Below are 17,696 nucleotides of genomic sequence, written 5' to 3' on the forward strand. Positions count from 1 at the left end.
CTTTCCCCCGCTCGACGTCAATGGATTACCGAAAGGCCCATGGTAGGAGGGATGTTGGCGTCATCGCACATGCTGTGAGGTGACCACTCCTGCACGAGGGGCCGATATTTTTCCCGCAGAGGAGTCCAAGGGCGGACTGGGAATGCTGCTTTACATCCGCACAGCACTGGGCACCCCTTCGCGTTCGAAGCTGTCGTCTGGGCGGACGCCGGCCCCGTCGAGTTCGATCCGGAATCGGACGAGGAGCCGTGCGCTCTGCCCATCCGTGGCCTGAAACTGAGCAACGTCGCCCTTCGCGCCCACTTCGACGATCCTTGCGCCCTCGCGGTCCCACCCACGCGTTTGTCCTGCGTGCCCCCGGATGCCGGCCGCGTGCGCCGAACTGGTACGCGACGCGCTCATCGTTCACGGGCGACGGGCGCCTCGCATTGTGGTTCACCCTTGGTGCTGTCCGAAAACACAGCTTTGCAGAAGGAGTTACGAAGCGCGGCGAGGGGTTCGCGGTCGCGGGTGAAGTAGAGCTTGTTGGAGAGGAGGACTGCCCAGTGCTGCTGCTTCGGGCTGATCCACATGCCTGTGCCGGTGAAGCCGAAGTGGACCCAGACGCCGTCCCGGAGCTCGGTGCCGGGTGCGGGATGCCAGAAGAGACCGCGGGCGGGAGTGAGTTCGCCGGTGCGGATGCGGAGGGAGTCGGTGATCCAGGGCCGGCCGAAGGCGGCCTGCGTCGGGGCGAGCATGTACTGGAGGAGGCGGCTGAGGTCGGCGAGGGTGGAGAAGGCGCCGGCGATGCCGCAGGTGCCGCCGAGGAGGCGGGCGGAGAAGTCGTGGGCGGTGCCCTTGAGGTGGGTGCCGGTTGCCTCGTCGAGTTCGGTGGGGGCGCAGCGGGCGATCGTGGCTGCGGGCAGGGGGCCGAAGCGGGTCTCGGTCATGCCGAGGGGGTCCCAGATCCGGCTTGCGGCCAGGTGGTCGAGAGGTTGGCCGGCGAGGTACTCGGCCAGGTAGCCGAGGATCAGGGCGGCTCGGTCGGTGTACTCGACGGCCTGGCTGGGTTCGCGGTGGAGAGCCTCGTGGAGGACGCCGTCGCGGATGTCCTGGGGGTCGGTGCCGTAGAGGTTCCTGAGGTTGGCGCGTAGAGGCAGGCCGGCCGTGTGGGTCAGAAGCTCGTGGGTGGTGACCTGGGCGAGTGGGTGGCCGGTGACCTCGGGCCAGAAGGTGCCGAGCGGGGTGTGGAGCTGGAGCTTGCCTTCTTCGACGAGCGTGCCGATGACGGCCCACACGGCGACGATCTTGGTGAGGCTGGCGATGTCGAAGACGGTGTCGAGTAGCGTCGGCTCGTCGGGACGGGCCGGGTCAAGGAAACCGGCAGCCCCGCTCGCCGTCGTACCGGAGGCGTTGCCGACGGCCCAGACAGCTCCCGGGTAGACCCGGTCGCGGACACCGTCCTGGAGGAGCTGCTCAATGCGCGGGATGTCGAGCGTCATGGTGGTCCGATCGTAGTGAGACGGCCGGCCCTGATGGGGGCGCCACGGGTGATCAGGCGAGCCGCTGGCCGAGCTCGGCGAGGGCTGCGGCGGTGGCGCTCAGGGGAAGCGGGCCACGTTGATGGCGCCGGCCGCGCGGAGCGCAGGGAGGAGGCCGGGGCTGGTGCGGAGGCGGTCGGGTTCGCGGGCGACGGCGTGCGGGTCGGCGAAGTCGGTGGCGAGGCCGGTGCCGCCCAGTGCCTCGGTGAGGCCGGGAACGGGTTGGTAGAGGACGGGGAGCCCGCATGCCTGGGCTTCGAGCGCGACGAGGCCCATGGCCTCCAGTGTCGTGGAGGGCATGACGAGGACGTCGTGGTCGGCGAAGGTCCTCCAGAGCTGTGGCCGGCGTAGCCAGCCGAGGTAGTGCACGTGTACTCCGCGCTGGTGGAGGCGGGGGCGGATGGCGTGGAACTCGGCTCGGGGTGCGTCTCCGCGAAGAGGAGGTCGGTCCCGTGGACCAGGGCGATCCGAGGGCGCTTCGGGAAAGCTCTGAGTAGGGCTGGCGTGGCACCGAAGGCCTACGGGACTGCGGTGGAAGGGCGGTCGGGTCGGGGCGTACGAGACGTGTGGAACACGAGGTGAGAGAGGCGACGGCTCACTCCCCAGGGCGGCGCATTCTCCCCAGATTCTCCCCAGGCGAGGCCTTGTTTGTCTGGGGCACCTCAGTTCAGGTAACGATTGAGATCGAAGCATGCTGGGCCGGTGTTTCGGCTGGGCATCCATCAGCAGGTGGCTTGCCGGACGGGCACCAATTCGGTATTGGAATTGGGTCGGGTGGCACGACGGCGAGCGGATCGGTCGACTGGCTCCGAGGCCCTCCGGCGGCCAGGCGACAGGAGAGGCCGTCACGTTGGCACCGCTCGGCGACCGGGCCCCGGCCGTTTAGACGGCAGCGTCACCGCCACCCCCTGTCCCTGCGCCATCTCCCAGACCTGTGCCCTACCGGCCACCCGGAGCGGGTGCGCCGGGCACGCGCTCCAGGTCGCCGGGGACACGGCGAGCGCCACCCGGACCAGGACCCCGGCCTACGGGACCTGATCGGTGAGCCGCGGTGTCACCCGAAGCCCAAGGTCCGCCTGCACGCCCACCGGTCCTTGCGGGCCCTGCTGGAGCAGCAGACCTACCTGCACCGCACGTCGATCCTGCTACGACCTGCAACCGGACCTGGTCCGCACGACCATCCGAACCCTCTGCCAGACGAGTTTGGCACCCCAATCCCGGCCCGGACAGGGTTGCTGGAGCACGGCCATCCCGCCGCGCGTAAGACTGCAGTCAAGGGCGCATCGACATGGGTAGCCCGGTGATCCCCGTCCTCAGCCATGCCGCCGTCCGCGTCCGCCCCGACGGACGCTCGCTCTACGCAGAGGCCCTCGAATAGGCGCGACGGCAGTGAGTCGCTGACCCGGGGCAGACAAGCTGGAGTCGATCATCATGGTTCGGCCCTCGGAGCAGTTCCTGACGCCACGCACCGAGCCTTCGAGGTGGTCTGCTCCACGCGGCTGATCACCACCGGACCGTCTCGCCCTTTGCCGGTCGGGGGAGTGGGGTGGCTCTGTCCTGGGCGAACGGACTCGGGCGCTGGCCGTCCCGAAGGCCTCGGGCGTTTTCGGGACGGCCAGCGCTCTTGCGGGTGTCTCACCAGTGGGTGAGGTCATAGACGCCGGCAGGTGCGTAGGGGTCTACGGCGGGGGAGCGGTTGCCGTCGAGTTCGTCGGGCACGAGTGAGGGCAGTGCGGCCATGAGGGCCGTGTTGCCGACACGGACTCGGCCGTTCAGGTCGTGGAGGGAAACGTCGAGCCCGAGGGGGCCCGCGGTGTCGGGTGCGGTGACGTACAAGCGCGCGGTGGTGTCGTCCTGCAGGAGGAAGCCGTCCAGTCGCAGGTGACTCCTGTCGTCCGGCTTGTCTTCGGGCTGAAGCATCAAGGCGGAGGCGTGGAGGGCGTCTCCGAGCTCGAACGTGACCTGGTCGAGGGCGTCGAGCACGTGTCGACGTGCGTCCGCGATCGGGATGCCCACGGGGTCGGTGTCGTCGGGCGCGGGGGGATGGACGAGGACCTGCCGGAGAGCTGCGACCAAGTGGCTCCAGGGGATGTTGTCACCTCGTGGATGGACGAGAGGCACGTCGTACGCGACCGAGCGCTCCAGGCGACGGCCATCCCAGAGCACGACACGGGTGATGCCTCGTCGTTCCGGTGGCAGTAGTACACCGCGGACGAGCCTCACGTCGGTGGTGCCCGAGAGCGGCGATGACGTGAAACGGAGCAGTTGCCACATCAGGATGCGGTGCAGGTCCGCCAGTCCCTCGCCGTCCCACTCCGGTGACAGCTCCTCGGTCATGTCTGGTTGACCTTGTCGGGGCAGCGGTTGCGGGGGACGCTGCGGCAGTAGGCCGTGATGACGCCGATCTTGGCGTTCCTGTCGCTGAGGGAGTATCGGTTGTCCGCCGTCTGCCAGTGGTACTGGACGATGATGCGGATGTTGGCGATCTTGCGGGGCGGATCGAGCAGCCCGCCTTTTGCTACGAGGGCACCGTCGTAGACGAGCCGGTGCGGTTTGTCCCTGCTCGTCGTCGGGTTGCTGGTGCCGCCGATGATCTTCTTGACGACGTCGGGGTTCGTGATGTTGTGCGGGCTGGAGAAGTGCTTCCAGCCAAGTTCGTTGTTTCCGACCCGGGTCGGTACCACCTTGCCGCGTCGGTCCGTGCTGTTGAACTTCACCGTGGCCCAGCCCGGGGCCGCCGAGGCAGTTGCCGGGCTCTCGATACGGGGCGTCGCCAGAGGTGGTGCGGCGGCCCGCCCCCGACTGCCGAGCATCTCCTCGTACTGCTCGTTCGACATCACGGTCAGCTCCTCCAGCTCGTCCATGGCTTGTGCGGGAGTGCTGCCGAGGACGAGGGCTGTGGTGACGGCGAATGCGCTGAGACGGAGCAAGGACAACCTCCGGACGAACGTGATCCAAGGCGATCTGCTGACGCCTCACCGTAGCCGTTCGTCACGGAGAGTTTTCGGAGGCCGGGAGAGTCCTGTGGTCTGGGAGGCTGCGGCCCGCAGCCTCGGCGTCGCCAATTCTCCCCAGATTCTCCCCAGGGGCTTCTGGAGGTGACATCCGAAGTTTGCTCATGCGAAGTGGATCAAGGGCCTGGGGTGGGTGGCTACAGCCAGTCCTTCTTCTTGAAGACCACGTACAGGCTCGTGCACACCACCGCCATCAGCACCACCGCGAACGGATACCCGCCCGCCCAGTGGAGCTCCGGCATGGTGTCGAAGTTCATGCCGTAGATCGTTCCCACCAACGTGGGTGCAAACAGAATCGCCGCCCACGAGGAGATCTTCTTGATCTCCTCGTTCTGTTCGAAGCCGGCCTCCGCCAAGGCGCGCATTTCCGCGTTCTGTTGTTGGGTGACCAGGGTCGCGTTGACCGTGAGGATGTCCGTCAGGGCCTGGCGGAAGACGTCCACGCGTTCGCTGGTGTGGGTGACGTGGTCGGCCACGTCGCGGAGGTAGCGCTGGAGTTCCTCGTCCGTGCCGTACTTGGTGAAGCCGGCCATCAGGCCGTGGAGCATGCCCACCAGGGGGCGGGTCGCGCGTTGGAACTCGACCATCTCGCGGGAGAGTTCGTAGATGCGGCGGGAGACCGCGGGGTCGCCGCCGAAGACCTCCGTCTCGATCTCGTCGATGTCGTTCTGGACGCCCGCCACCACCGGGGCGTACCCGTCGACCACCGCGTCGAGGATCGCGTACAGGACCGCCTCCGGGCCGAGGGCGAGGAGGTCCGGGTTCTCCTCCATGCGGCGGCGGACCGTGGAGAGGTCAGGGGCGGCGCCGTGGCGGACCGTGATGAGGAAGTCCGGGCCCACGAAGATGTGGAGTTCGCCGAACTCGACCTCCTCCTGGGCGTCGAGGTAGCGGGCGGCGCGCAGGACGACGAAGAGGGTGTCGCCGTACCGCTCCAGTTTGGGGCGCTGGTGGGCCTCCAGGGCGTCCTCCACCGCCAGCTCGTGGAGGTCGAACTCCGCCGCCAGGGAGTGGAGTTCCTCCTCGGTCGGGCGTTGCAGGCCGATCCAGGCCATGCCGTCCGGGTGCTCGCGCAGCTGACGGAACGTGTCCGCGAGCGTGGCGGGGGAGGAGACCCGTCGGCCTTCGCGGTAGAGGCTCGCCTGCACCACGCTCGGCCGGTCGGTGGGCCCTGGCGTCGACTCGGGCTCGGACGACGGTTCCGTATGGCGGCGCCAGGCCGCGCGGGGACGGCGGTCGGACACGGTGCCCTCTCCTCCTGTGTGGCCTTGGGCTTCGTGGTCCTTCGCAGGATATATGGGGCCAATCGCACCGGCTCTGGCCGCCCCGCCGCATTGCGGACCGCAACTGTCCGCAAGTCCACGTAGCGTCCCTCGCATGGTCACCACGACGAAGCACCCGGTCCTCAGCCCCCGCGCCCTGAACCGCGCCACCCTCGACCGTCAGCTGCTCCTGCGCCGTTCCCCCCTCGGCGTCGAGGACGCCGTGGCCCATCTGCTCGGCCTCCAGGCGCAGAACACCAAGCCCCCCTACTACGCGCTCGCCGCCCGCCTCGAAGGCTTCCGGCCCGAGCAGCTGTCCACGCTCATGGAGTCCCGCGCCGTCGCCCGCATCGTGACCATGCGTTCCACCGTGCACACCCACACCGCCCGGGACGCGGTCGCCCTGCGCCGCCTCGTACAGCCCGGGGCCCCCGACCGGGAGCTCGCCGTCTTCGTCGGCCGCAAGGGGCTCGACGGCGTCGACCTGGAGCGGCTCGCCGCTCGCTCCCGCGAGCTCGTCGAGGAGCGGCCCCACACCCCCAAGCAGCTGCGCGAGGAACTCCTCCAGGAGTGGCCCGACGCCGACCCGCTCTCCCTCTCCGTCGCCGCCCGCTGCATCCTGCACCTGGTCCAGGTCACCCCGCGCGGCCTCTGGGGCCGCGGCGGGCAGGTCGCCCTCACCACCACCGACGTCTGGTTCGGGGACGCCGTCCCGGCGGAGACCGCCGACCTCGACGAGACCGTGCTGCGCTACCTCGGAGCCTTCGGCCCGGCCTCCGTCAAGGACATGCAGACCTGGTGCGGCCTCACCCAACTCCGTGCGGCCTTCGAGCGGCTCCGGCCCCGGCTCCTCGTCTTCCAGGACGAGCGCGGCACCGAGCTGTTCGACCTCCCCGACGCGCCCCGCCCCGACGAGGACACCCCCGCCCCGCCCCGCTTCCTCCCCGAGTTCGACAACCTCCTCCTGTCGCACGCCGACCGCACCCGGGTCGTCACCCCCGAGAACCGCTCCCGCAGCTGGAAGGGCAACCAGGCGTTCAGGGTCTTCCTCCTCGACGGCGTCCTCGCCGGGCTCTGGCACCTGGAGGAGACCAAGGAACGCGTGACCATGGCGATCGAGCCCTTCGAGGCGATCGACCGGCGGCAGCGGGAGGAGCTTCTCGCCGAGGCCGAGCGGACCCTTGAGGTCATGGGCCCGCAGGGCGTTCCGTACGAGATCGTCTTCCGCGCCCCGGAGCGATGACCGCGCCCCCTCCCGGAGGCGATGACCACGCCCCCTCCCGGAGCGATGACCACGCCCTCGCGGCGCCGACCGTCACGGCAACGCGCCCGCCCGGCGGGCCGCCACCACCGCCTCCAGGCGGGTGTGCGCGCCCAGCTTCCGCATCGCCGAGCGCAGATAGCCCTTCACCGTCTCCGGCCGCAGCCCGAGCCGCTCCGCCGCCGTCGCGTTCGTCGCCCCCGAGGCGACCGCCGCCAGGACGTCCGTCTCGCGCGGGGTCAGCGCCACCCGCGGGACGGGCGCCCCAGGGACCGGCGACGCCGACGAGCCGGAGGCCGCCTCCAGGCGCCCGCACACCGCGAGCAGCCGCTCCCGCAGCTCCTGGTCCGCCACCCGGGGCACCAGCTCCCGCAGCTCCCCGTACGCCTGCCGCACCTCCTCCCAGGACGGTCCCGAGGGCGGCGGGGCCAGCAGCTGCCGGACCTCGTCCCGTACGGCGAGCGCCTGCTCCAGGTCCCGGGCCGCCGCGACCGCCGCGTCGAAGACCCGCTCGCCGATCGGCAGCGCGTCGCGCAGCGCCCCGTACATCACGCCGCGCACCTTGCGGCGGACGACGACCGGCACCGCGATCACCGAGCGCAGCCCCTCCGCCGAGACCGGCACGTCGTACTCGTGCGTGATGTGCCGGGCCGAGGGGTAGTCGGTCACCGCGCACGGCCGGGCGAGGGCCAGGCACTTTCCCCCGAGTCCCCAGCCGTTCGAGATCGCGAGCCCGTGCAGCGACGGGGTCACCGCCCCGTTCAGCTCGGTGATCCGCAGGGCGCGGCCGTCGTGGAGCAGTCCCCCGAACACCACGGGGAGACCGGTGGTGCGGCGCAGCCGCAGCAGCGCGCCGCGCAGCTCCACCGATTCGGCGTGCTCGCGCACCGTTCACTCCCCGTCGTCCGTTGGCTGGGTGGCCGGTTCACCCCCGAACGGGGGTAGTGAGACCTGGGTCACCGATTACACGATGTCCGGGACCGGTCCCGCAACGAGGAGGACACATGACGGCAGCGAGCGCGACCAGCGCGACGGAGACGTTCAGGGAGGCCCGGGACTTCCTGCTCCACCATCGCGAGGAGTACGAGACGGCTTACGAGGGCTTCGTCTGGCCCCGGTTCGACCGTTTCAACTGGGCGCTCGAGTGGTTCGACGTCATCGCCGCCGGCAACGACAGAACCGCCCTGCACATCGTCGAGGAGGACGGTTCCGAGACGAAGCTGAGCTTCGCCGAGATGTCCGCCCGCTCCAACCGGGTCGCGAACTGGCTGCGCGCCCAGGGCGTCCGCGCGGGGGACCGGATCATCGTCATGCTCGGCAACCAGGCCGAGCTGTGGGAGACGATGCTCGCCGCGATGAAGCTGCGCGCCGTCGTCATCCCCGCCACCCCCCTCCTCGGCCCCGCCGACCTGCGCGACCGCGTCGAGCGCGGTCGCGCCCGCCATGTCATCGCCCGCGCCGAGGACACCGCCAAGTTCGACGACGTCCCCGGCGACTACACCCGCATCGCGATCGGCGGCGACGGAGTGAGCTGGCTGGGCTACGAGCACACGGCCCAGGAGTCCGCGGAGTTCGAGCCCGACGGCATCACCTTCGCCGAGGACACGCTGATGCTGTACTTCACCTCCGGCACGACCGCCCGCCCGAAGCTCGTCGAGCAGACCCACACCTCGTACCCGGTCGGCCACCTCTCGACGATGTACTGGATCGGCCTCAAGCCCGGCGACGTCCACCTCAACATCTCCTCGCCCGGCTGGGCCAAGCACGCCTGGTCCAACCTCTTCGCCCCGTGGAACGCGGAGGCGACCGTCTTCATCCACAACTACACGCGCTTCGACCCCACCCGCCTGATGAGCGAGATGGACCGGCACGGCGTCACCAGCTTCTGCGCCCCGCCGACCGTGTGGCGGATGCTGATCCAGTCCGACCTCGGCCGGCTGAAGACCCCGCCGCGCGAGGTCGTCGCCGCCGGCGAACCGCTCAACCCCGAGGTCATCGAGGCGGTACGGCGCGCCTGGGGCGTCACCATCCGGGACGGCTTCGGCCAGACGGAGACAGCGGTTCAGGTCTCCAACAGCCCCGGTCAGCGGCTCAAGGAGGGCTCCATGGGCCGCCCGAGCCCCGGCTTCCGCGTCACCCTGGTCGATCCGGCGAGCGGTCTGGCGGACGTGGCGGAGGGCGAGATCTGCCTCGACCTGTCGGCCAACCCGGTGGGCCTGATGACCGGCTACCACGGCGACCCGGAGCGTACGGCCGAGGCGATGGCCGGCGGCTACTACCGCACCGGCGACATCGGCGCCCGCGACGACGAGGGGTACATCACCTACATCGGACGCGCGGACGACGTCTTCAAGGCCTCCGACTACAAGATCAGCCCCTTCGAGCTGGAGAGCGCGCTCCTGGAACACGAGGCCGTCGCCGAGGCTGCCGTCGTCCCGGCCCCCGACCCGCTGCGGCTCGCCGTCCCCAAGGCGTACGTCGTCCTCGCGGCGGGCTGGCAGCCGGACGCCGAGACCGCGCGGGTCCTCTTCGCCCACTCGCGCACGGTCCTCGCCCCGTACAAGCGGATCCGGCGCATCGAGTTCGCCGACCTGCCCAAGACCGTCTCCGGCAAGATCCGGCGGGTCGAACTGCGCCGGCTCACCGCCGAGGGCGGCGGCACGGAGTACACCGAAGGAGACCTCGGATGACGGCGACGGCACTCTCCTACGCGCACGGCGCGTCCGGCACCCCCCTCCTCGGCGACACCATCGGCGCCAACCTCGACCGGGCCGTCGCCGCCTGGCCCGACCGGGAGGCGCTCGTGGACGTGCCCAGCGGGCGGCGCTGGACGTACGCGCAATTCGGCGCCGACGTCGACCGGTTGGCCGGTGCGCTGCTCGGGAGCGGCGTCCGGAAGGGCGACCGGGTCGGCATCTGGGCGGTGAACTGCGCCGAGTGGGTCCTCGTCCAGTACGCCACCGCCCGCATCGGCGCGATCATGGTCACCATCAACCCCGCCTACCGCGCCCACGAGTTGGCGTACGTCCTGAACCAGGCGGGGATCTCCCTGCTCTTCGCCACCCTCACCCACAAGACGAGCGACTACCGGGTCATGGTCGAGGAAGTGAGGGGAGACTGCCCGGAGTTGAGGGAGGTCGTCCACTTCGGGGACCCGAGCTGGGACGAACTCCTCACCCGTACGGCCGGGGAGCTGCGCCCGGAGCCGCTCTCCTGCGACGAGCCGGTCAACATCCAGTACACCTCGGGGACCACCGGTTTCCCCAAGGGAGCCACCCTCTCCCACCACAACATCCTCAACAACGGTTACTTCGTCGGGGAGATGATCGCCTACAGCGAGCAGGACCGGATCTGCGTCCCGGTCCCCTTCTACCACTGCTTCGGCATGGTGATGGGCAATCTCGCCGCCACCTCGCACGGCGCCTGCACGGTGATCCCCGCGCCCTCCTTCGACCCCGCCGCCACCCTCCGGGCGGTGCAGGAGGAGCGCTGCACCTCCCTGTACGGGGTGCCGACGATGTTCATCGCCGAGCTCAACCTCCCCGACTTCGCCGGGTACGACCTCTCCACGCTCCGCACCGGGATCATGGCCGGTTCGCCGTGCCCGGTGGAGGTGATGAAGAGGGTCGTCGCCGAGATGAACATGGCGGAGGTGTCGATCTGTTACGGCATGACCGAGACCTCGCCCGTCTCCACCCAGACCCGGCGCGACGACGACCTGGAGCGGCGTACCGGCACGGTCGGCCGGGTCATGCCGCACGTCGAGGTGAAGGTCGTCGACCCGGCGACCGGGCTGACCGTGGAGCGCGGCGCGGCGGGCGAGCTCTGCACCCGGGGCTACAGCGTGATGCTCGGGTACTGGGACGAGCCGGAGAAGACCGCCGAGGTGATCGACGCGGGACGCTGGATGCACACCGGGGACCTGGCGGTCATGCGGGACGACGGGTACGTCCAGATCGTCGGCCGTATCAAGGACATGATCATCAGGGGCGGGGAGAACGTGTACCCGCGCGAGATCGAGGAGTTCCTCTACGGATACGCCAAGATCGCCGACGTCCAGGTCGTCGGTGTCCCCGACGCGCGGTACGGCGAGGAGATCCTGGCCTGCGTGATCCCCCGCGACCCGGCCGACCCGCCGACCCTGGAGGAGGTCACGGCCTTCTGCCGTGACCGGCTCGCCCACTACAAGATCCCGCGCCGGGTGGAGATCCTCGGCGAGTTCCCGATGACGGTCAGCGGCAAGGTGCGGAAGGTGGAGCTGCGGCAGCGGTACGGGAGCGAGTAGCGATTGGTGAGGAGGGTTGGCGAGCAGCGAGTAGCGAGTAGCGGGAAGGGGCGGGCGGGTCCGGGGCGTGGCGCCGGTGGTCGGGTGTGCCGGTCGCGTCGGGCGTGCCGACCGCGGGTGGCGCGTCCGGAGGCGGTGCCGCCCCGGACCCGCCCGTATCAGCAGACCTCGCGGCGCATGCACACCCGGGGCCAGAAGGAGAGGCCGTGGGCCGCCTCCGCGAGGCTGATCGCGCGCAGACCGTCGGTGAGCGCCGGGTCGGACTCGGTGAGCGGGCGGAAGCCGAGCCGCGCGTAGTACGGGGCGTTCCACGGGACCTCGGTGAAGGTCGTCAGGGTCAGTGCCTTCAGACCCTGCTCCCTGGCGGCCGCGGCCAGGTGCTCGATCAGCTCCCGTCCGACGCCCCGGCGGGCGGCGTCCGGGTGCACCGACACCTGCTCGATGTGGGCGGAGCCGTCGACGGTGTCGGCGAGCAGGTACGCGACCGGGCGGTCGGCCGCGTCCACCGCCACCCAGGCCCGCCCCTCACAGCGGTATGCCTCCAGGACGTCCAGGGGCAGGGGGTCGTCGTCGGCGATCGCCGCCATACCGAGAGAACGGAACGGCTCGCCCGCCGCCCGTTCGATGTCCTGGAGCAGCGGAAGTTCGGCCGGAGCGGCCGCTCTGATGCGCATACGACAGTATGGCGCGGCCTCAGGACGAGGAGGGTCTCGCGTCCCTGCCGGGCCCTGGGGGCGGCCGGTTCTCGTCCGCTTCCCGCGGGCGGTCGAGCAGCCCGCCGTCCCGGGAGAAGCGGGGCAGGAACAGCGCGAGCGCCGGATCCCCGTACAGCGCGACGTACAGCTGGACGAGACGCCCGTCCGTCACCTCGCGCCGGTGGGCCGGCAGCGGATGCCGCTCCCGCAGCCCGGCGAGCAGGCGCCGCGCGGCACGCGTGGCCGGCGGCAGCCGCAGCAGCAGCGCGGCGACGAGGACCGGCGGCACGGCGACCGCGACGGCGAGGCCGACGGAGCCGGCACCGGAGGCGGCTTCTCCGTACCCGTTGCCGGCCCAGGCCACGAGCAGCCCGGCGCCGATCGTCAGCGGTACGCACGCGAGCAGGACCCGCGCGGCCCGCAGCCGGGCGGGCGGCCGCAGCAGCCCGGCCCGGCCGAGCTCCCCGCGCAGCGCGTCCACGGCCCGCCGCGCCTCGGGGCGCAGGGCGAGCGCCCGCAGGGCCAGGGCCCGGTGCAGCGCCCCGTGCACGCCGAGCTGTACGGGGTCACGGGTCCGGCCCGGGCCTCCGTTGGCCCGAATCGTACGTTTGCGGCCGGCGGCGACCGCGCCGCGCTGGTGCAGCGCGACGAGCGCGACCGTCACGGCCGCCCGGCGCCCTCCCCGCAGCAGCGCGAGGGCCTGCGGGGGCGGCTCGGCGCCCGTCGGCCACACTCCGCTTTCCTGGCTGCGGGTTCGCAACAGGGCGGCGGCGACTATCAGTTCCGCGCAGGCCGCCCCCATGAACCACCACATCGCCGTCGACATGACGCCACCCCCCGAGGGTGTTGTGCCCGGGGGAGCGTGATCGTCACGCGTGAATGGCCGGTTTCGGATGGCGAGGTGTTGTGTCGGGGTGCGGTGGGGGCCGGCGGGCGAGCCGGTGGGGCCAGGGGGCGGGGTCAGGCGCCGCCGGCGGCCAGTTCGTCGGCGGCGTTGTTGACGGGCTGCGGGGTGCCGGTCAGGTCGAGGACGAAGAGCGGGAGGCCTATCTCGGCGGCGCGCTTACGGGCCTCCGGGGTGTAGCCGGCCAGCGAGAAGAACACGCTCACGCTCTCGGTGGGCGAGCTCAGGCCGTTGAGCCAGAGGCATTCCACGGCCCGCAGACCGGCGGGCCGGGTGCTCGGGTCCACCTGGGCGACGAGCCCGGGAGCCCGCAGGTCCACGCCGGAGGCGGGGCGGTCCTCGGGCTGGACGACGTCCCGGAAACCGAGCCAGCGCAGGTACCCGGCGGCCGCGGCCACCGCGTCCCGCGCGGTCCGGATCGTCACCGGCCGGAAGGCTCCCCGCACCGGTGCCGGGCGAGGGGCCGTCGGTGGCGGCGGGATGTGCGCGGGGTACCGCTCGGCGAAGGTGCGGTGCGTGTGGGCCCGGGGCCGGCCGGCCGCCGCACCACGCCGACCCGCGGTGCCGGACCCGAAGCCGGTGGCGCCGGTGGGGGAGCCGTCCGGTTCGGGGGCGTCCGGGTCGGCGTCGTCGTCGGCGGGTCCGTCTGTACCCGCGCTCGTGCCTGTACCCGCGCTCGTGCCTGCATCCGCGCTCGCGCCCGTACCCATACCCGCACTCGTACCCGCGCTCGTACCCGCGCTCGTACCCGTGTCCGTACCCGTACCCGTGCCGTCCCGGCCGGTGGGTCCCGTGCCGAACCACTCCGAGCCGGGCTCGACGGACCGGGGCCGGGCCGCACCACCGCCTGGTGTCTCCGGTCCCCGGCGGCCGCCCTGGGCCTCCACACCATCGAAACCGCCGCCGCCCACCGCACCGCCCAGGCCGCCCGAGCGGCCGATACCGCCCGAGCCGTCTACGCCGCCGGGCCCGTCCACGCCACCCGCACGCCCCGAGCCAGCGGTGCCGCCCAGTCCGCCCGAGTCGCCGGCACCGCCCAGTCCGCCTGAACCGTTCGCGCCGCTCAGGCCGCCGAGGCCACCCGTCCCGCTCAAGCCACCCACGCTCGCCGAGCCACCGAAGCCACCCGTGCTTGCCGATCCGCCCGTGCTTGCCGATCCGCCCGGGCTCGCCGATCCGCCCGGGCTCGTCGATCCGCCCGCGTTCGCCGACCCGCCCGCGCCGTGCGATCCGCCCGCGCCGTGCGAGCCCCCGTCCGCCGTTCCCGCCGCCGGGGCATCCGCGCCGCCGTCCGCCCCGCCGGCCGCCCCGTCCGGGCCGGATTCCGCTCCCACCGGCCGGACCGGGACCCGGAGGACCGTGCCGCAGGCGCAGCCGAGCTCAGGGTGGGGCCAGTCGTCCTCGCGCCCGCAGGCGCCGCAGCGCACGGTGACCCACGCGTCCGTCCAGTTCCGGTGCGTGAGCGGTTCCGCCGTGGCGCCCGCCGTCACCGGCGGCGCCACCGGGCTCCCGCACGCGCAGGGGAAGACGGGCGCCGCGTACGCCTGCGTCCGCTGGCACTCCGGGCAGCGCACCGGTACCGACTCACCCACAACTCCGACCCCCTGTCGTTCCGCTCCATCGTCCACCCATCGGCCACCTCGGGGGAGGGAGTTCGGCCACTTCCGGATCCCGCGGGGCGGACTTCTCTTGACGGCTCTCCGCCACCCCACCTACATTACTTCCGTATAGCAGAACAGTATTTCCGCATTACGGAAACAAGCCTCCCGGGCTCCCCGAGCCGAAGGGCGTGCTTGCCTCCGACCGGCCGAAGCAGGAGCACTCCCATGCCTCGTATGACCGCCGCCGCAGCGGCCGTTGAGATCCTCAAGCGCGAAGGCGTCACCACCGCGTTCGGCGTGCCCGGCGCGGCGATCAACCCCTTCTACCGCGAGCTCAAGAACGTCGGCGGCATCGGCCACACGCTGGCCCGCCACGTCGAGGGCGCGTCCCACATGGCGGAGGGGTACACCCGCGCCAAGGCCGGCAACATCGGCGTCTGCATCGGGACCTCCGGCCCCGCCGGCACCGACATGATCACCGGCCTCTACTCGGCGATCGCGGACTCCATCCCGATCCTCTGCATCACCGGCCAGGCCCCGGTCTCGAAGCTCCACAAGGAGGACTTCCAGGCCGTCGACATCGCCGCGATCGCCAAGCCGGTCACCAAGGCCGCGACGACCGTCCTGGAGGCCGCGCAGGTCCCCGGCGTCTTCCAGCAGGCCTTCCACCTGATGCGCTCCGGCCGTCCCGGCCCGGTCCTCATCGACCTGCCGATCGACGTCCAGCTGACCGAGATCGAGTTCGACCCGGAGACCTACACGCCGCTGCCGGTCTACAAGCCGCAGGCGTCCCGCGCCCAGGCCGAGAAGGCCGTCCAGTTCCTGCTGGAGTCGGAGCGCCCGCTGATCGTCGCCGGTGGCGGCATCATCAACGCCGACGCCTCCGACCTGCTGGTCGAGTTCGCCGAGCTCGTCAACGTCCCGGTCATCTCCACCCTGATGGGCTGGGGCGTCATCCCGGACGACCACGAGCTGGCCGCCGGCATGGTCGGTGTCCAGACGGCCCACCGCTACGGCAACGCCACGTTCCTGGAGTCCGACCTCGTCCTGGGCATCGGCAACCGCTGGGCCAACCGTCACACCGGTTACAACCTGGACGCGTACACCAAGGGCCGGAAGTTCGTCCACGTCGACATCGAGCCCACCCAGCTCGGCAAGATCTTCGCCCCGGACTTCGGCATCGCCTCCGACGCCAAGGTCGCGCTCGAACTCTTCATCGAGATCGCCAAGGAGCTGAAGGCGGCCGGCAAGCTGCCGGACTTCAGCGCGTGGGCCGCGTCCGCGCAGGACCGCAAGGCGACGCTGCAGCGCCGTACGCACTTCGACAACATCCCCCTGAAGCCGCAGCGCGTCTACGAGGAGATGAACAAGGCCTTCGGCCCGGAGACCCGTTACGTCACCACCATCGGCCTCTCCCAGATCGCCGCCGCGCAGTTCCTGCACGTCTACAAGCCGCGTCACTGGATCAACTGCGGCCAGGCCGGCCCGCTCGGCTGGACCATCCCGGCCGCCATCGGTGCCGCCACCGCGGAGCCGGAGACCCCGATCGTCGCGATCTCGGGCGACTACGACTTCCAGTTCATGATCGAGGAGCTGGCGGTCGCCGCCCAGCACAAGGTCCCCTACGTCCACGTCCTCGTGAACAACGCCTACCTGGGTCTGATCCGGCAGGCGCAGGGCGGTCTGGGCATCAACTTCGAGGTCAACCTCGAGTTCGAGAACATCAACACCCCGGAGATCGGCGTCTACGGCGTCGACCACGTCAAGGTCGCCGAGGGCCTGGGCGTCAAGGCCATCCGCGTCACCGACCCGGACAAGCTGGGCGAGGCCTTCGAGGAGGCCAAGAAGCTGGCGCAGGAGTTCCAGGTCCCGGTCGTCGTCGAGGCCATCCTGGAGCGCATCACCAACATCGCGATGAGCAAGACGGTCGACATGAGCGACGTCACCGAGTTCGAGGAGCTCGCGACCGAGCCCGGCCACGCGCCGACCGCGATCAAGGCCCTCAAGGTCTGAGGGACCCGAAGGGCCTGACGGACCCGAAAGGCCTGAGGGACCCGAAAGGTCTGATCCGGGTGCCGTGACACGGCCCCCGCCCCGAGGAGCACCGGGGCGGGGGCCGCCCCACGTCTAGGGCCCGTCCGGCGGGCCGGCCCTCTGCGCCCGCACCAGAACCGCGCCCGCCTCCGTCCACTCGTACAGGACGGACCGGCCCGCCCGCCCCCGCCGTACGAGCCCGGCATCCAGCAGCACCTTCAGATGACGCCCCACCGACCCGAGGCCCTGTCCGGTCAGCGCCACCAACTGGCTGGTGGACTTGGGGGATTCGAGCCGTACGAGGACCCCGGCGCGCGCCCCGCCGAGCAGCGCGCCGAGCGCCTCGGGCACGAGGGGGCCCGTCCCGCCCGTGAGGGCGCCGGAGCACGCGTACACGATCGCGAACCGCTCGGAGCCTTCCCAGGAGACCCACGCCTGGTGCGGCGTCACGGGGACGAAGAGCAGCCGGCCGCCGTCGACCCGTCTCGGCGGATACGCGCGGGGGTTGACCTGGAGCCGCCCGTCCCCCAGCCAGCGCATCTTCCCCGGGGACAGCTCGTCGAGCGCCGCCGCCCAGCCGTCCCGGGCCAACCGCGCGGTCCGCGCCACCACATCGGCCTCCAGGACCCGGCGGCGGCGCGGCCAGTCGGGAAGCACCGTCTCCCGCCACACCCACTCCAGAACTCCCGCCATCCGGTGCGGCAGATCCCTCGCCGACCGCAGCGGCTCGGGTACGGGGCCGCCGACCGCCACCTCCAACTGCGGTACGGCGTCCAAGGGTTCCGCCTCGCGGACCGCCGCGACCTCCTCCTCGAAGGACCGCTCGCGCTCGCCCGTCGGCGTCGGCGTCAGGAAGTCGGCGTTCCAGGTGGCCCCCAGAGCCGCCCGTACGAGCAGTGCGTCGAGCGGTTCGGCGGCGAGGTGTTCCCGGTACGCGGGCAGGTGCGCCGTCAGCCAGGCCCGCTCGCCCGGGTGGGCGCCGACGGCGGCGTGCAGGGTCTTCAGGGCCGCGATCGTCTCGGCGAGCGGCGAGACGACGAACCTGCTCCCGGCGAGCGAGTCCGTACCGATCCGCCACCAGCCCATGGCCCCCGCCCCGTCGTTTCGCCTCCACGCGAAA

The 17,696-nt window shown here is 71.4% G+C and carries 13 protein-coding genes and 1 pseudogene; 4 read left to right on the forward strand and 10 right to left on the reverse strand.

The features are described from left to right. Positions 1-398 precede the first annotated feature (398 nt). From OG361_RS31835 to OG361_RS31855, 5 genes and pseudogenes are all read right to left on the reverse strand, one after another. Complete coding sequence (locus OG361_RS31835) at positions 399-1,481, reverse strand: serine hydrolase domain-containing protein (RefSeq protein WP_405859017.1); 1,083 nt, start codon at positions 1,479-1,481, stop codon at positions 399-401. 52 nt (positions 1,482-1,533) lie between these two features. Then, a pseudogene (locus tag OG361_RS31840) lies at positions 1,534-1,946 on the reverse strand (glycosyltransferase); the annotation flags it as partial. 1,209 nt (positions 1,947-3,155) lie between these two features. Next, positions 3,156-3,857, reverse strand: a complete 702-nt coding sequence (locus OG361_RS31845) for a hypothetical protein (RefSeq protein WP_405859019.1) — start codon at positions 3,855-3,857, stop codon at positions 3,156-3,158. Next, positions 3,854-4,450 carry a hypothetical protein gene (locus OG361_RS31850; RefSeq protein WP_405859021.1) on the reverse strand — a complete coding sequence of 199 codons (597 nt, stop codon included), beginning with the start codon at positions 4,448-4,450 and terminating at the stop codon, positions 3,854-3,856. The genes OG361_RS31845 and OG361_RS31850 overlap by 4 nt, the downstream gene beginning before the upstream one ends. Positions 4,451-4,671: 221 nt before the next feature. Continuing rightward, positions 4,672-5,778: a magnesium and cobalt transport protein CorA gene (locus OG361_RS31855; RefSeq protein ID WP_405859023.1), complete on the reverse strand. Its 1,107-nt coding sequence runs from the start codon at positions 5,776-5,778 to the stop codon at positions 4,672-4,674. 133 nt (positions 5,779-5,911) lie between these two features. On the opposite strand from OG361_RS31855, the gene OG361_RS31860 reads away from it, so the two are divergent. Further along, positions 5,912-7,039 carry a winged helix DNA-binding domain-containing protein gene (locus OG361_RS31860; protein WP_405859025.1) on the forward strand — a complete coding sequence of 376 codons (1,128 nt, stop codon included), beginning with the start codon at positions 5,912-5,914 and terminating at the stop codon, positions 7,037-7,039. Positions 7,040-7,111: 72 nt separating this feature from the next. Here OG361_RS31860 and OG361_RS31865 read toward each other — a convergent pair whose 3' ends face one another. Continuing rightward, positions 7,112-7,945: a response regulator transcription factor gene (locus OG361_RS31865; RefSeq protein ID WP_405859027.1), complete on the reverse strand. Its 834-nt coding sequence runs from the start codon at positions 7,943-7,945 to the stop codon at positions 7,112-7,114. Positions 7,946-8,061: 116 nt separating this feature from the next. Here OG361_RS31865 and OG361_RS31870 point away from each other — a divergent pair, with 116 nt between their 5' ends. Together OG361_RS31870 and OG361_RS31875 are read left to right on the forward strand one after the other, a co-directional pair. After that, the gene (locus OG361_RS31870; RefSeq protein ID WP_405859029.1) at positions 8,062-9,747 is read left to right on the forward strand and encodes an AMP-binding protein; all 1,686 of its coding nucleotides are present in this window, start codon (positions 8,062-8,064) and stop codon (positions 9,745-9,747) included. Next, on the forward strand, positions 9,744-11,342 hold the full coding sequence (locus OG361_RS31875; protein ID WP_405859030.1) for an AMP-binding protein: 1,599 nt from the start codon (positions 9,744-9,746) through the stop codon (positions 11,340-11,342). The genes OG361_RS31870 and OG361_RS31875 overlap by 4 nt, the downstream gene beginning before the upstream one ends. Before the next feature lie 158 nt (positions 11,343-11,500). On the opposite strand, the gene OG361_RS31880 is transcribed toward OG361_RS31875, so the two are convergent. From OG361_RS31880 to OG361_RS31890, 3 genes are all read right to left on the reverse strand, one after another. After that, complete coding sequence (locus tag OG361_RS31880) at positions 11,501-12,016, reverse strand: GNAT family N-acetyltransferase (protein WP_405859032.1); 516 nt, start codon at positions 12,014-12,016, stop codon at positions 11,501-11,503. Positions 12,017-12,035: 19 nt separating this feature from the next. After that, positions 12,036-12,863, reverse strand: coding sequence for a TIGR04222 domain-containing membrane protein (locus tag OG361_RS31885; RefSeq protein ID WP_405859034.1), 828 nt, complete (start codon positions 12,861-12,863; stop codon positions 12,036-12,038). Between the two features lie 134 nt (positions 12,864-12,997). After that, entirely contained in the window at positions 12,998-14,533 is a 1,536-nt protein-coding gene (locus OG361_RS31890; protein ID WP_405859036.1) for a hypothetical protein, read from the reverse strand. A 234-nt stretch (positions 14,534-14,767) separates the two neighbouring features. Between OG361_RS31890 and gcl the strand changes: the two genes are divergently transcribed. Continuing rightward, positions 14,768-16,555: a glyoxylate carboligase gene (gcl, locus tag OG361_RS31895; protein ID WP_405859038.1), complete on the forward strand. Its 1,788-nt coding sequence runs from the start codon at positions 14,768-14,770 to the stop codon at positions 16,553-16,555. Positions 16,556-16,669: 114 nt separating this feature from the next. On the opposite strand, the gene OG361_RS31900 is transcribed toward gcl, so the two are convergent. Continuing rightward, on the reverse strand, positions 16,670-17,662 hold the full coding sequence (locus OG361_RS31900; RefSeq protein ID WP_405859040.1) for an ArsR family transcriptional regulator: 993 nt from the start codon (positions 17,660-17,662) through the stop codon (positions 16,670-16,672). Positions 17,663-17,696: the final 34 nt, after the last annotated feature.

This window comes from Streptomyces sp. NBC_00090 (assembly GCF_045160815.1).
Lineage (GTDB): Bacteria > Actinomycetota > Actinomycetes > Streptomycetales > Streptomycetaceae > Streptomyces.